This is a genomic window from Simplicispira sp. 125 (assembly GCF_003096555.1).
Lineage (GTDB): Bacteria > Pseudomonadota > Gammaproteobacteria > Burkholderiales > Burkholderiaceae_C > Simplicispira.
In genome coordinates, this window is the sequence record NZ_QEKM01000001.1 from 3843777 (window position 1) to 3856254 (window position 12478).

The following is a 12478-nucleotide window of genomic DNA, read 5'->3' on the forward strand; positions in this document are numbered from 1 at the left end:
GCTGAAGGCATGCGAATTGTCAGCGAAGGCTAGACCACTGAACTTGACCTGAACGAAGAAGCAACGCAATGAATCTGCTCGACTATTTCGATGCTGGCGTCGCCAGCCACCCGGACGCCCCATGCTTTTTGGACTACGGGCGCGACACCCCGCCCATGGCCTATGTTCAGGCGGGCGCGCTCACCTGCCAGGTCGCCCGAGGATTGGATGCGTTGGGATTCGCGCCTGGCTTCCACGGCGCGGTGCTCAGCGGCAACTCCGGAGCCGCATTCGTGGCGTTGCTCGGGGTTGTACGCGCTGGGGGCGTTTGGCTCCCCGTCAATGCGCGCAACAGTGTGGAGAGTAACATCGAGTTCCTGCAGGACATGGACTGCGACGTCTTGTTCTACCAGGCCCGCTATGCCGGCCAAGTCGCCGAGATCCGCGGCAAGGTTCCCCGCATTCGCCATTACATCGCCCTGGACGAGGCTGATGAGCAGGACCTGTCGGTTGCCCAACTGATCCAGGGCCAGTCGCCCGAGATGTTTGCAGCGCCGCTGCAACCACAGGGACTGGCCATGATCATGGGTACCGGTGGCACAACGGGGCGTTCGAAGGGCGTCATGCTCAGCCATCGCAACCTGACGGCTACCTTGGCCAACCATATGTCGGCGATGTATGTCACCGACCGCATGACCGTGCTGGCAGCCGCGCCCATCACCCATACCGCAGGGCTGGTGTCGCTGCCCTTCATGGCGCGTGGTGGCTGCGTCATCCTGATGGATGGGATTGATCCGCAGAAGCTGCTCAAGGTGATCGAGCAGGAGCGGGTCAACATGATGTTCCTTCCTCCTACGGTCATCTATACGCTGTTGGCCCAGCCCAACGTTCGCGATTTCGACTTTTCTGCGCTGCGCTACTTCATGTACGGCGCCGCACCTATGTCACCCGACAAGCTGGCCGAGGCCATCGCGGTTTTCGGGCCTGTCATGTTGCAGATCTATGGTCAGGCGGAAGTGCCTGGCGCCATCTCCGTGCTGCGCGTCGAGGACCATTTCATAGACGGACAGGTGGCACCCCGCGAGCGCCTACTGAGCGCGGGGCGCCGCTTTCCCTTCACGCGGGTGGCCATCATGGATGACGACGGCCACTTGCTCACCCAGCCCGGGGCTGTGGGCGAAATCGTCGCGCAGGGCGATATCGTGACTGCGGGCTACTACAAAAACCCCGAGGGCACCGCCGAAGTGCAGCGCAACGGCTGGCATTGCACCGGTGACGTGGGTTACTTCGACGAGCAGGGTTTCCTGTTCATCGTTGACCGTAAAAAGGACATGATCGTCACCGGCGGCTTCAACGTCTTCTCGTCCGAGGTCGAAGCCGCAGTGATGGCCCATCCTGCCGTGAAGGACTGCGCCGTCATCGGCGTGCCCGATGAAAAATGGGGCGAGGCCGTCAGAGCTGTCATCGAGCTGCGCCCAGACCAGTCCGTGGAGCCGCAGGCGCTCATCCAGTTCATCAAGGACCGCTTGGGCAGCGTGAAGGCGCCCAAGGAGGTCGAGATCGTCGCTCAACTGCCGCGCAGCGCGGTGGGCAAGGTCCTGAAGAAAGAAGTACGCAAGAAGTACTGGAGCGCGCAGGAGCGGATGGTCTCCTGACCGCAGCAAGCTTCGATTCAACGCACGTTTGGCAATTCAACCTGGAGGTATCGCAATGCAAGAACCCGTTCTCGTCGCCGGTGTCGGCATGACCCCTTTCAAGAAACCTGGCGACAACCTGCCGTACCCGGAAATGGCCGCGCTGGCGATCCGCCAGGCGCTACAGGACGCAGGACTGGCGTACTCCGATATTCAGGACGTCTATGCAGGCTATGTATATGGCGACTCGGCCAGCGGCCAGCGCGCGGTCTATGAGGTCGGCATGACCGGCGTGCCGGTGATCAACGTCAACAACAATTGCTCCTCCGGCTCAACCGCCTTGTACCTTGCGCGGAAAGCAGTTGCCAACGGGTCGGCCGACTGCGCACTGGCAGTGGGCTTCGAGCAGATGCCCTCGGGCGCCCTGAAGGCGCACTGGGATGACCGGCCCGACCCGCTCGACCGCTTCAACGGGGTCATGGATGAGGTGTTTGGTCATCCCGAGCTGCCCATGGCGATTCGCTACTTCGCTGCAGCGGGCCGCGAGCACATGGACCGGTACGGCACCTCCCTGGAAACCTTTGCCCGTATCCGCGCCAAGGCGAGCCGCCACGCCGCGCGCAACCCGCTGGCACTGTTCCGCAGGGAGGTAACAGTGGAAGAGGTGCTGGCCAGCGCCGCTCTGGTGCCCGGCACCATGACCCGTCTCATGGCTTGCCCACCGACCTGCGGTGCCGCTGCGGCGGTCTTCGTGAGCAAGAAGTTTGCCCAAAAGATGGGGCTGGACCCCCGTGTGCAAGTGCTGGCCCAGTCGCTGGTGTCTGACCGCCCCGGCGCGTTCAGCGACAAGTCAGGCATTTCCATCGTGGGCTTTGACATGACGCGCGAGGCCGCCCGCCAGGTCTATGAGGCATCGGGCATTGGGCCGCAGGACATCGACGTGTGCGAGCTGCACGACTGCTTCGCACAGAACGAGCTGCTCAGCTACGAGGGCCTGGGCTTTTGCGGCATCGGCGAAGGCCAGGCCTTCGTCGAGTCCGACAGCAATACCTACGGCGGCGCCGTCGTCGTCAACCCCTCGGGTGGGTTGCTGTCGAAAGGCCATCCGCTTGGCGCGACCGGCCTAGCGCAATGCTATGAGCTGGTTCACCAGATCCGCGGCAGCGCCGAAGAGCGCCAAGTGGAAGGCGCGCGGTTTGCCCTGCAACACAACGCCGGACTGGGCGGTGCCACCGTCGTGACCCTCTATGGCCAAGCACAGTAAGGAGTACGGCATGGCGAAACGCTTGGAAGGCAAGGTAGCCCTGGTGACCGGTTGCGGATCGTCGGGCCCCGGTTGGGGCAATGGCAAGGCCATGGCCGTGCTGTTCGCCCGCGAGGGCGCCAAGGTTTATGGCTGCGACATTCATCTGGATGCCGCGCGAGAAACCGAAGCGATCGTGCGCCAGGAGGGCGGAACCATGAGCGTCGCCCAATGCGATGTGACCGATCCTGGCGCGGTGGAGTCGTTGATCCAGGACTGCATCGCTACCTTTGGCGACATCGACATTCTGGTGAACAACGTCGGCACCGCCCGAATGGGCGGGGTCGTCGAACAGAGCCTGGAGGACTGGCGCATGGTTTTCGACGTCAATCTGACTTCCATGTTCCTCACCTGCAAACATGCCATTCCCTCCATGCTCAGGAAAGGCAAGGGGAGCATCGTCAACATCGGTTCGGTGGCCGGCGCGCGTGACAGCGGTGTGGCCTATGTCTCCTACAGCGCCTCGAAAGCTGCGGTGCTCGGCTTTTCACGCAGCGTCGCCTTGCAATATGCCCAACAGGGCATCCGCTCGAACGTGCTGATGCCGGGCCTGATGAATACGCCGATGGTTCGGCAACCGTTGCTGAAACTGGCAGACGGATACCAAGAAGCATCGCTGGAAGAAACGCTGGAAAAGCGGGACAAACAGTGCCCCATGGGCCATATGGGAGAAGCATGGGACGTGGCATACACAGCCCTATGGCTGGCGAGTGACGAATCCAAATACGTTACTTCCGCCGAAATCATGGTCGACGGCGGAATTTCTGCCCGTATCGGCTAATCAGGAAATTTTTTAGATCAACCACAGGAGACAAATCATGGGAAATTTTGCGCAATGGTTCAGGAAAAGCATGGTGGTCGCAGCAGCGGCCACCATCGGAATGGCGTCCACGGGGTACGCACAGTCCAAGCCGGAGAAATTCAAGATCGGCGGTGTGCTGTCCCTCTCCGGACCATATGGCTTGTTGGGCGAGGACATGCGGCGGGGGGTGCAGATCGCCGTGGAGGAACGCGGCGGCAAGGTGCTGGGCGTTCCGATCGAAATCACCTGGGAGGACGATGAGACCAAGCCTCAACCAGCCGTCCAGAAAGCCACCAAGCTGATCTCCGAAGGCTCTCACATGATTTTTGGAGCGCTGAGCTCCTCATCGACGCTGGCAGTCATGAACGTGACCAAACAGCGCAAGATCCCCCATCTTGTCACCATTTCGGCAGACGACAAGATCACCGTGCCCGGCGGCTCCCGCTACACGTTCCGCACCTCCAACAACCTGGACATGGAAAACCGCATGGCACTGGTGTACATGCAGGAAAAGAAACTCAAACGAATCTACGCGGTCACCGCCGACTACCAGGCCACCCGTGACGGCTACGTTTGGATCAAATCCCAACTCGAACCCAACGGCATAGAGGTCGTGGGCGAAGACTTCCCCCCATTTGGCAACCGCGACTACTCGTCGATCGTTGACAAGGTAGCTAAGTCGAACGCTGACGGCGTGTTGCTAATGATGACCGGCTCCGACGTGGTCACCTTCCTCAAGCAAGCCGGCCAAGTCAATCTGGGCAAAACCAAACTGCTTTTCGGTCCCGTGGCTGCCGATGACACGATGGTGGCGGCCGTTGGGCCGGCTGCAGTGGGTGTCAACTCCGGCCAGCGCTACCACTACACCGTCGACAACGCGGCGAACCAGAAGTTCGTTGAGGCCTATCGGAAGAAGTTCGGCATGTTCCCCAGCATGACGGCAGGAGAGGCCTACGACGGCATGGCATGGTGGCTCGACACGGTGGAAAAGACCGGCTCCTGGGACAAGGAAAAGTGGGTTGACGCATTTGCGACCAGCGTTCGCGAAAACTCCGTTGAAGGTAAGAAAACCATGCGTGCCTGCGACCATCAAGCGGCACAGCCTGGATTCTGGAGTGAGGTGGTGCATGGCACCCCGCCAGCCCCGGCTTTGACGATGAAGGTCACCAAGGTCTTCCCCGAAGAGAAGCTTTTCGCACCCTGCAAAAACTGAGGACCGCACCGCGCGCAGGCTCCGCTGGGAGCCTGCGTGCAACCTGGTTACTCCTACCCGGTGAATCGATATGTCAACTATTGTGATTGGCTTGAGCTTGGGTATGCTGCTGTTCCTACTGGCAGCGGGCCTGACGCTCATCTTTGGCATGCTGGGCGTGATCAATTTCGCCCACGGCGCCATTTACATGCTCGGCGCCTATATCTCGTATGAGACAGGAAGGCGCACAGGCTCTTTTCTCATGGGGGCGCTGGTTGCCACACTCTTCACCGCACTGGTGGGGGCGGTGGTTGAAAAACTCACGCTGCGCCCACTCTATGAACGCCCCCATTTCTACCAATTGATCCTGACCTTCGGGCTGATCCTGGTGCTGAGCGACCTGGTGCGCTTCTTCTGGGGACCGGGCTACCAGGAGGTACCGATTCCGCAACTGTGGAGTGGCACGGTGGACATGCTGGGCAGCACAATCCCTATGTACCGGCTTTTCGTGATCGGATTCGGCGCCCTCATTTCGGTGGGGCTCTACCTCGTGCTGGAGAAAAGCACTTTCGGCATGCTTGTGCGGGCCGCAAGCAGCGACGCAGAAATGGTGCGCATCCTGGGACTGCCGGTGGGCACCATCCGCATGGCGGTCTTCGCCATCGGCTGTGGACTGTCCGGCCTTGCCGGTTCCATTGCAGCGCCGTTGTTCCCGATCGAGCTGGGCATGGCGACCAACACCATCATCGACTGCTTCATCGTTGTCATTCTGGGTGGCCTCGGGAATATCCGTGGGGCGATCGCTGCATCAATGCTGATCGGCATGGTCCGCGCCATCGGCTATGTGTATATGCCAGGCTGGGTGGACATCATGACTTTCGTGCTGCTGATTGGCACCCTTTTGACGCGCCCGCAGGGCCTGTTCCACCGGACGGCGAGGACGGCATGAAGCTCACCAAATTTGATATTTACTTTGGCTTGCTGCTGGCTGCGGCGAGCATCGTGCTGCCCTTCCTCAGTCCAGGGGAGGCCATGATCCAGTTGCTCACATTGGCGGCCATTTGGGCAATCTTCGCCATCGGATTCGATTTCGTCTTCGGCTCGCTGGGCATGGTGTCCTTCGGGCATGCCACCTTCCTGGGAGTGGGCGGCTACGCGGTGGCCCTGGCAACCCAGAAATACGGTCTGCCGTTCTATGGCGGAGCAGTCCTTGCTATTGCCGTGGGTGCGGCTTTTGCTCTGCTTTTCAGCTTTTTCGCCCTGCGGGTCTCCGGCATCTTCTTCGCCCTGGTCACCTTGGCGCTATCGCAGTTGATCTTCATCCTGGCCGACAGCAAGCTGCGAAGCTTCACGGGCGGTTCGGATGGCATCTCCGGCGTCGAACGCCCCAATTTTCTGGGCATCGACTTCTTCGATCCTGTGAACTACTACTGGTTTGTTCTGGGCCTATATGCCTTGGTCATGCTGGCGGTGATATCCCTGCGCAGCTCGCCGTTCGGACGCGTGATCGCAGCGATCCGGGACAATGAAACCCGTGCCGATCAGTTGGGCTTCAACGTCAACCGCTACAAGCAAATCACCTTCGTGATTTCTGGAGCCCTGAGCGGCCTGGCGGGTGCCTTGCTGGCTTCGCTGCTGATGTACATGAACCCCCAGATGCTGCATTGGACAACATCTGGGGACGTCATCATCATGACACTGCTGGGCGGCTCCGGCACGCTCTGGGGCGCAACCGTCGGCGTGCTGGTCTTCGAGTTCCTGAAGGAATGGCTGAGCAGTTGGACCGAGTACTGGTATGGCGTTCTGGGCACAGTGTTCATCCTCGCGACCATCTTCTTCCCGCGCGGCATCATCGGTGAACTGGAGAAGGGTTTCGCGACTTACCAGAAAAATCGCCGGGGAGGTGCACGATGAGCCAGGTAGCACTCAAATGCGAGGGTGTGACCGTGAGTTATGGCGCCCTGAGGGCCGTCAACGACGTCAGCCATGATTTTCAAGAAGGACGCATTTACGGCCTGATCGGGCCCAACGGCGCGGGCAAGACGACGCTGCTCAATGTCCTGGCCGGGCGGCAAATGCGCCATGACGGCAAGGTGTTCTGCCGCGGCCAGGAAATCAGCCAGCGTCCCGCTTACGAACGGGCCCGCATGGGCATTGGGCGCAGCTTCCAGATCATCAAGATCTTCGGAGAGATGACGGTTGCTGAGAATCTGCTGATCGCGGCCCAGTCCCGCCGACCGGGATTCCAGCCTTTCTGGGCAAGCAGCAGCTTCGACAAGCAGTTCCAAGAGCAACTCGATGCCATCCTGGAGCTGACAGGGCTTGCCGCCCACCGCGACGACATCGCGGGCACGCTGCCCTATGGCTTGCAACGCTCGTTGGAGCTGGGCGTGACCTTGCTGCCCGACCCCAAGATTCTGCTGTTGGACGAGCCACTGGCCGGCATTGGCCACCATGAAATTCAGGCAGCGCTGGAATTGATCCAGAAGGTCGCGGTGGGGCGGACGGTGCTCCTGATCGAGCACAACATGGATGCGGTGATGTCTCTTTCCCACGAAATCGTGGTCATGAGCAACGGTTCTGTCATCGCCTGTGGGTCTCCCGAGGACATTCGCAAAAACGAATCGGTGCGCTCGATTTACCTTGGGGAGGACGCCCTGTGATCGAACTCGAAAAAGCTAGCGTCAAGTATGGACAAGCCCTGGCGCTTGAAGAAATTTCCGTACGTATCGATGCCCATGAAATCGTCGCCATCGTCGGACGCAACGGCGCGGGCAAGACCACTCTGCTCAAAGCCCTGATGGGCTTGATGCCTCTGGTCGCTGGTCGACGTCTGCTGGGTGAGCAAGACATTTCAGGATTCGGCGTGGAAGCCATTGCCAAGCTCGGCGTGGCGCTGGTACCCGACACACGCCGGATCTTCCCTAACTTGACGGTACTGGAAAACCTGAAGATTGGCACTCTGGCACACCAGCCGGGGCACTGGACCATTGAGCGGGTGCTGGAGGTCTTTCCGCGCCTGGCAGAGCGGTTGAACTTCGGTGGCGACCATCTTTCCGGCGGGGAGCAGCAGATGCTTTCCATCGGACGCGCCTTGCTGAGCAATCCCCGCATCCTCCTGCTTGACGAACCCACCGAAGGCTTGGCGCCCGTCATCGTGGACCAACTGGTTCGGGTGTTCAGCGAAGTCCATAGCCAGGGCACCGGCATCGTCCTGGTGGAGCAGAACCTTAAGGTTCCCATGAAGCTGGCCCACCGCCAGTACGTGCTGGACCACGGCCAGGTCGCCTGGTCTGGCACGGCGCAGGAGCTCAATGCCCAGCGCGCCCATGTCGAAGGCCTCATCACGACAGGTTCCGCAACATGACCCGACATGCTCAACGCATGCCCAACACAGACACTTCCATGAACGCCAACACCTGCGCACGCATCGCACCGCTGCATGAAAGCGACCCCCGCTCCCAAGATCCGGTACTCGAGGATCTGGTGAATTTCGTCGGTTACCGTCCCAACGCGCTGCTGACCATGGCACGCAAGCCTGGTGTGGTGCCAGCGCTGCTCAAGCTGCTGGGCGTGACACTGCGTGGCGATGGCCTGCTACCGCAATCCCTGCGCTTTCTGATCGCGGCGGAAGCCGCACGTGGTGCGCGCTGCCGCTATACGACAACGCACCTCGTACATGCTGCCAACCACCTGGGCGTTGACTGGGACAAGCTGGCCGCGTTGCCGTCGTACCAGAACGATCCCCGGTACACGGAACAGGAACGAAAGGCGCTGGCCATCGCCACCGCCGGGGGGTGCCTGCCGGTGCGCGAACCGGCACGGGCTATGGAGCAGGCCAAGCAGGTCTTCTCTGAAGAGGAAATCGTGGAGATCGTGTCCTGCGTGGCCATGGCCGGCTGGTTCAACCGCTGGAATGGCCTCATGGGGTCGGAGCTGGAGCCAGAGCCTGCGGAGGCAATGGCCCATCTCCCCTGGCTCCAGCAATTGGACGTTTGATCATGCTGTGCGTTGACATTTCATGCCACTGAGGATCTGGACCATGTACAGCCGCATCCATGAACCCCACGCCTGCACGCTCACCGATGCATTGAGCGAATGGGCCGCCAGCCAACCCGACACGCCCTGGCTGCACGACAGCCAGGGCAGCGCCCTCACCGTGGGACATGCCTTCACGGACAGTCAGCGTTTTGCCGGCTTCCTGCACCAGTTGGGTGTACAGCCTGAAGAACGTGTGGGCGTTTTCATGTCCAACAGTTGCGCCATGGCGACCACCGTGTTCGGCATTGGTTACCTGCGCTCTACTGCAGTGATGCTCAACACCGAGCTGCGCTCTTCGTTCCTGCGTCACCAGTTGAACGATTGCCAACTGGCAACCATCGTGGTGGACGCAGCACTGGTCGAACATATTGTCAGCCAGGCTGATGAACTGCCCCATCTCAAGACCCTGATCGTATTGGGCGAGGGTCATGCCACCGTGCCCGGTCGCTGGCGCCACGTGGCCTGGTTGGACAACGAGGTCAGCCCCCCCTGGAAGGGCCCTGCGCCGCAGCCCCAGGACATCTTTTGCATCATGTACACGTCCGGAACCACCGGGCCAAGCAAAGGCGTGCTGATGCCGCACTGCCACTGCGCCATGTTCGGCCTGGGTGCCATGCGCAGCATGGAGGTCGCTGCGCACGACAAGTACTACATCTGCCTTCCCCTGTTCCACGCCAATGGCCTGTTCATGCAACTGGGAACCACGGTGCTGGCGCGCATCCCGGCTTTCCTGAAGCAGCGCTTCAGCGCCAGCACCTGGCTCGCCGACATCCGTGCAACCGGCGCCACGCTGACCCACCACCTGGGCACAACGGCCATGTTCGTCATCAACCAGCCGCCCACGGCGCAGGACCGGAACCACAACCTGCGCGCCTGCATGAGCGGCCCCAACCCCGCCCAGCACGAAGCCGTGTTCCGCGAACGCTTTGGTGTGAAAGACGTCCTGTCCGGATTTGGCATGACCGAGGTTGGCATTCCCATCTGGGGCCGGCTTGGGCATTCCGCACCGAATGCCGCAGGCTGGGCGCACGAGGACCGTTACGAAATCTGCATTGCCGACCCCGACACCGATGCGCCTGTGCCAGCCGGGCAGACCGGCGAAATCCTGGTGCGGCCCAAGGTGCCTTTCGGCTTCATGGCAGGCTACCTGAACGTTCCGGAAAAGACGGTCGAAGCATGGCGCAACCTCTGGTTCCATACCGGGGACGCGGGCATACGGGACGCGCAAGGACTCATCACCTTCGTGGACCGCATCAAGGACTGCATCCGTCGCCGGGGCGAAAACATCTCGGCCACTGAAGTTGAAGCTGTGGTCGGACAGTTGCCCGGCATCCACGAAGTGGCGGCCTATGCCGTACCGGCGCAGGGTGCGGGCGGCGAAGATGAGGTGATGCTGGCCCTGGTGCCCAGCGAAGGTGCGACGCTGGACATGGCGGACATCGTCCGCCAGGCCAGCGCGCAACTGCCGCGCTTTGCCAAGCCACGCTACCTGCGCCAAATGGATAGCCTGCCAAAAACGGCGACTGGCAAGATCCAGCGCGCCATCCTGCGCCAGCAAGGCAGCGCCGACGCCTACGATGCCGAAGCGGCGCCCCCCCAGTAAACACGAGAGCACACGATGACGGAAAAGTTGCGTGGCAAGGTGGCTGTGGTCACCGGCTCAGGGCGGGGCATCGGCCGTGCGATGGCCATCAAGCTTGCGAGCGAAGGTGCCAGGCTTGTCCTCAACGACCTTGACGATGCGCCCGCCGAAGCCGTGCGCCAGGAAATTCTCGCGCTGGGGGGCGAGGCAGTGGCCTGCTGCGGCAATGTGACTGATGCCGGTTTCGCCGATCGGCTCATCAGCACCGCCACCGAGACGTTCGACGGGCTGGACATCCTCATCAACAACGCTGGCTACACCTGGGACAACGTCATCCAGAAGATGAGCGACGAACAGTGGGAGGCGATGATCGACGTACACCTGACCGCGCCGTTCCGCATTCTGCGGGCGGCTCAGCCGGTGATTCGAGCGCTGAGCCATGCCGATTCAGCGGCAGGCCGCCGCGTAGTGCGCAAGGTGGTCAATATTTCCTCGGTTTCAGGCGTCTTCGGCAATGCCGGCCAGGCCAACTACTCCGCCGCCAAGGCCGGCATCATGGGCTTGACCATGACACTGGCCAAGGAATGGGGCCGCTTGAATACGACGGTCAATTGCGTGGCCTATGGCCTCATCAAGACCCGCGCGACCGAGGCCACCTCGGACGGGAACGCCACCATCGAGGTCGAGGGGCGCGAGATCAAGGTGGGCGTGAACCCGGATCTGATGGCCATGATGGAGCGCAGCATCCCGCTGGGCAGGGCTGGTACGCCGCAGGAGGCTGCCGGTGCGGCCTACCTGTTCTGCATTCCCGAGTCCGACTACGTGAGTGGCCAGACCGTGCTGTGCACGGGTGGACTCACGGGCATTTGAACCTTCACACCAGCTTTTTTCGTATGTCGAAGCCCGAAACCACCGCACTACAGTACCCTTTCGAGCCACCTGCTCCAGGTCATGCGGCGGAAATCGCCCCTGGCGTGCACTGGATCCGGCTGTCCATGCCATTCCGGCTGGACCACATCAACGTCTGGGCCATCGAAACGCACGATGGCTGGGTGCTGGTGGACACCGGTCTGAACGACCCCGGCACCGTGGCAGCATGGCTGGCACTCATGGCCCAGGGGCCGCTGGCGCGCCCGCTGCAGGGTGTGTACGCCACGCACATGCACCCCGACCACATCGGCCTCGCGGGTTGGTTCACGCGCCGCGCCGGTGTACCGCTCTACATGAGCCGCCTTGAATACCTCACCTGCCGCGTCATGCACGCCGACACGAGCCGTGAGGCACCGCCCGACGGCGTGCTGTTCTGTCGGCGCGCCGGCTGGTCCGAGGCTGCTATCGAAAGCTATCGCAGCCGCTTCGGCAGTTTTGGCAAGCACATCCACGCACTGCCAGAGAGCTTCCGACGCCTGCAAGATGGAGAACAGATTTCATTGGGCACGCATACCTGGCAGGCGGTCACCACCAGTGGCCACTCGCCGGAACATATCAGCCTTTACTGCCCGGACCTGAAGCTGCTGATCGCGGGCGATCAGGTGCTGCCGCGGATTTCGTCCAACGTTTCGGTGTTCGCCAGCGAACCCCAGGCCAACCCGCTCAAGGAGTGGTACGAATCGCTGGAAAAGCTGCTGCAGATGGTGCCCGCCGATGTGCTGGTGCTGCCCTCCCACAACGAACCCTTTTACGGACTGCACGAACGCCTGCACGCGCTCAAGGCCAACCAGACCCAGGCGCTGGTGCGGCTGCGCCAGCAGTTGCAGGGTGGACCGCAGCGGATCGTGGACGTATTCCCCGCCCTGTTTCACCGCTCCATCGGCGAGAAGGATGAACAGCAACTGAGTCTCGCCACGGGGGAAGCCGTGGCTTGCATGAACTACCTCATCGCAGAACGTGCCGTGGATTGCACCGTGGATGGAAATGGCGTCGCGTGGTACGCGCTGAAGTGAAG

General features: G+C 61.6%; 12 protein-coding genes. All 12 read left to right on the forward strand.

Translation table 11 applies throughout. The annotated features are described in order from the left end of the window. Positions 1-68: 68 nt before the first annotated feature. The 12 genes from C8D04_RS17965 to C8D04_RS18020 all read left to right on the forward strand — a co-directional run bounded on the left by C8D04_RS17965 (position 69) and on the right by C8D04_RS18020 (position 12476). A complete protein-coding gene (locus C8D04_RS17965; RefSeq protein ID WP_116002929.1) occupies positions 69-1634 on the forward strand; it encodes an AMP-binding protein in 1566 nt (521 codons plus the stop codon). A gap of 55 nt (positions 1635-1689) precedes the next feature. After that, positions 1690-2877, forward strand: a complete 1188-nt coding sequence (locus tag C8D04_RS17970; RefSeq protein ID WP_116002930.1) for a lipid-transfer protein — start codon at positions 1690-1692, stop codon at positions 2875-2877. A 10-nt stretch (positions 2878-2887) separates the two neighbouring features. Then, entirely contained in the window at positions 2888-3697 is an 810-nt protein-coding gene (locus C8D04_RS17975) for an SDR family NAD(P)-dependent oxidoreductase (protein WP_116002931.1), read from the forward strand. Positions 3698-3734: 37 nt separating this feature from the next. Continuing rightward, positions 3735-4931 (forward strand): ABC transporter substrate-binding protein, encoded by a 1197-nt coding sequence (locus C8D04_RS17980; protein WP_116002932.1) that lies wholly within the window; start codon positions 3735-3737, stop codon positions 4929-4931. A gap of 70 nt (positions 4932-5001) precedes the next feature. Continuing rightward, positions 5002-5859 carry a branched-chain amino acid ABC transporter permease gene (locus C8D04_RS17985; protein ID WP_116002933.1) on the forward strand — a complete coding sequence of 286 codons (858 nt, stop codon included), beginning with the start codon at positions 5002-5004 and terminating at the stop codon, positions 5857-5859. Further along, entirely contained in the window at positions 5856-6824 is a 969-nt protein-coding gene (locus C8D04_RS17990; protein WP_116002934.1) for a branched-chain amino acid ABC transporter permease, read from the forward strand. The genes C8D04_RS17985 and C8D04_RS17990 overlap by 4 nt, the downstream gene beginning before the upstream one ends. Next, positions 6821-7573 carry an ABC transporter ATP-binding protein gene (locus C8D04_RS17995; protein WP_116002935.1) on the forward strand — a complete coding sequence of 251 codons (753 nt, stop codon included), beginning with the start codon at positions 6821-6823 and terminating at the stop codon, positions 7571-7573. Before C8D04_RS17990 ends, C8D04_RS17995 begins: the two co-directional genes overlap by 4 nt. Beyond that, complete coding sequence (locus C8D04_RS18000; protein ID WP_116002936.1) at positions 7570-8277, forward strand: ABC transporter ATP-binding protein; 708 nt, start codon at positions 7570-7572, stop codon at positions 8275-8277. Before C8D04_RS17995 ends, C8D04_RS18000 begins: the two co-directional genes overlap by 4 nt. 17 nt (positions 8278-8294) lie before the next feature. Beyond that, positions 8295-8909, forward strand: a complete 615-nt coding sequence (locus C8D04_RS18005; RefSeq protein ID WP_243405769.1) for a carboxymuconolactone decarboxylase family protein — start codon at positions 8295-8297, stop codon at positions 8907-8909. 43 nt (positions 8910-8952) lie between these two features. Beyond that, positions 8953-10554, forward strand: a complete 1602-nt coding sequence (locus C8D04_RS18010) for an AMP-binding protein (RefSeq protein ID WP_116002938.1) — start codon at positions 8953-8955, stop codon at positions 10552-10554. Positions 10555-10569: 15 nt separating this feature from the next. After that, positions 10570-11403, forward strand: a complete 834-nt coding sequence (locus tag C8D04_RS18015) for an SDR family NAD(P)-dependent oxidoreductase (protein WP_116002939.1) — start codon at positions 10570-10572, stop codon at positions 11401-11403. Positions 11404-11426: 23 nt separating this feature from the next. Then, positions 11427-12476, forward strand: coding sequence for an MBL fold metallo-hydrolase (locus C8D04_RS18020; protein ID WP_116002940.1), 1050 nt, complete (start codon positions 11427-11429; stop codon positions 12474-12476). The last annotated feature ends 2 nt before the right edge of the window (positions 12477-12478 follow it).

Excerpts from the sequence above, each read along its gene's own strand:
- C8D04_RS18010 (WP_116002938.1), top strand. The coding sequence starts at position 8,953 with ATGTACAGCCGCATCCATGAACCCCACGCCTGCACGCTCACCGATGCA.
- C8D04_RS17970 (WP_116002930.1), top strand. The coding sequence starts at position 1,690 with ATGCAAGAACCCGTTCTCGTCGCCGGTGTCGGCATGACCCCTTTCAAG.
- C8D04_RS17985 (WP_116002933.1), top strand. The coding sequence starts at position 5,002 with ATGTCAACTATTGTGATTGGCTTGAGCTTGGGTATGCTGCTGTTCCTA.
- C8D04_RS18020 (WP_116002940.1), top strand. The coding sequence starts at position 11,427 with ATGTCGAAGCCCGAAACCACCGCACTACAGTACCCTTTCGAGCCACCT.
- C8D04_RS18015 (WP_116002939.1), top strand. The coding sequence starts at position 10,570 with ATGACGGAAAAGTTGCGTGGCAAGGTGGCTGTGGTCACCGGCTCAGGG.
- C8D04_RS17980 (WP_116002932.1), top strand. The coding sequence starts at position 3,735 with ATGGGAAATTTTGCGCAATGGTTCAGGAAAAGCATGGTGGTCGCAGCA.
- C8D04_RS17995 (WP_116002935.1), top strand. The coding sequence starts at position 6,821 with ATGAGCCAGGTAGCACTCAAATGCGAGGGTGTGACCGTGAGTTATGGC.
- C8D04_RS17975 (WP_116002931.1), top strand. The coding sequence starts at position 2,888 with ATGGCGAAACGCTTGGAAGGCAAGGTAGCCCTGGTGACCGGTTGCGGA.
- C8D04_RS17990 (WP_116002934.1), top strand. The coding sequence starts at position 5,856 with ATGAAGCTCACCAAATTTGATATTTACTTTGGCTTGCTGCTGGCTGCG.
- C8D04_RS17965 (WP_116002929.1), top strand. The coding sequence starts at position 69 with ATGAATCTGCTCGACTATTTCGATGCTGGCGTCGCCAGCCACCCGGAC.
- C8D04_RS18005 (WP_243405769.1), top strand. The coding sequence starts at position 8,295 with ATGCCCAACACAGACACTTCCATGAACGCCAACACCTGCGCACGCATC.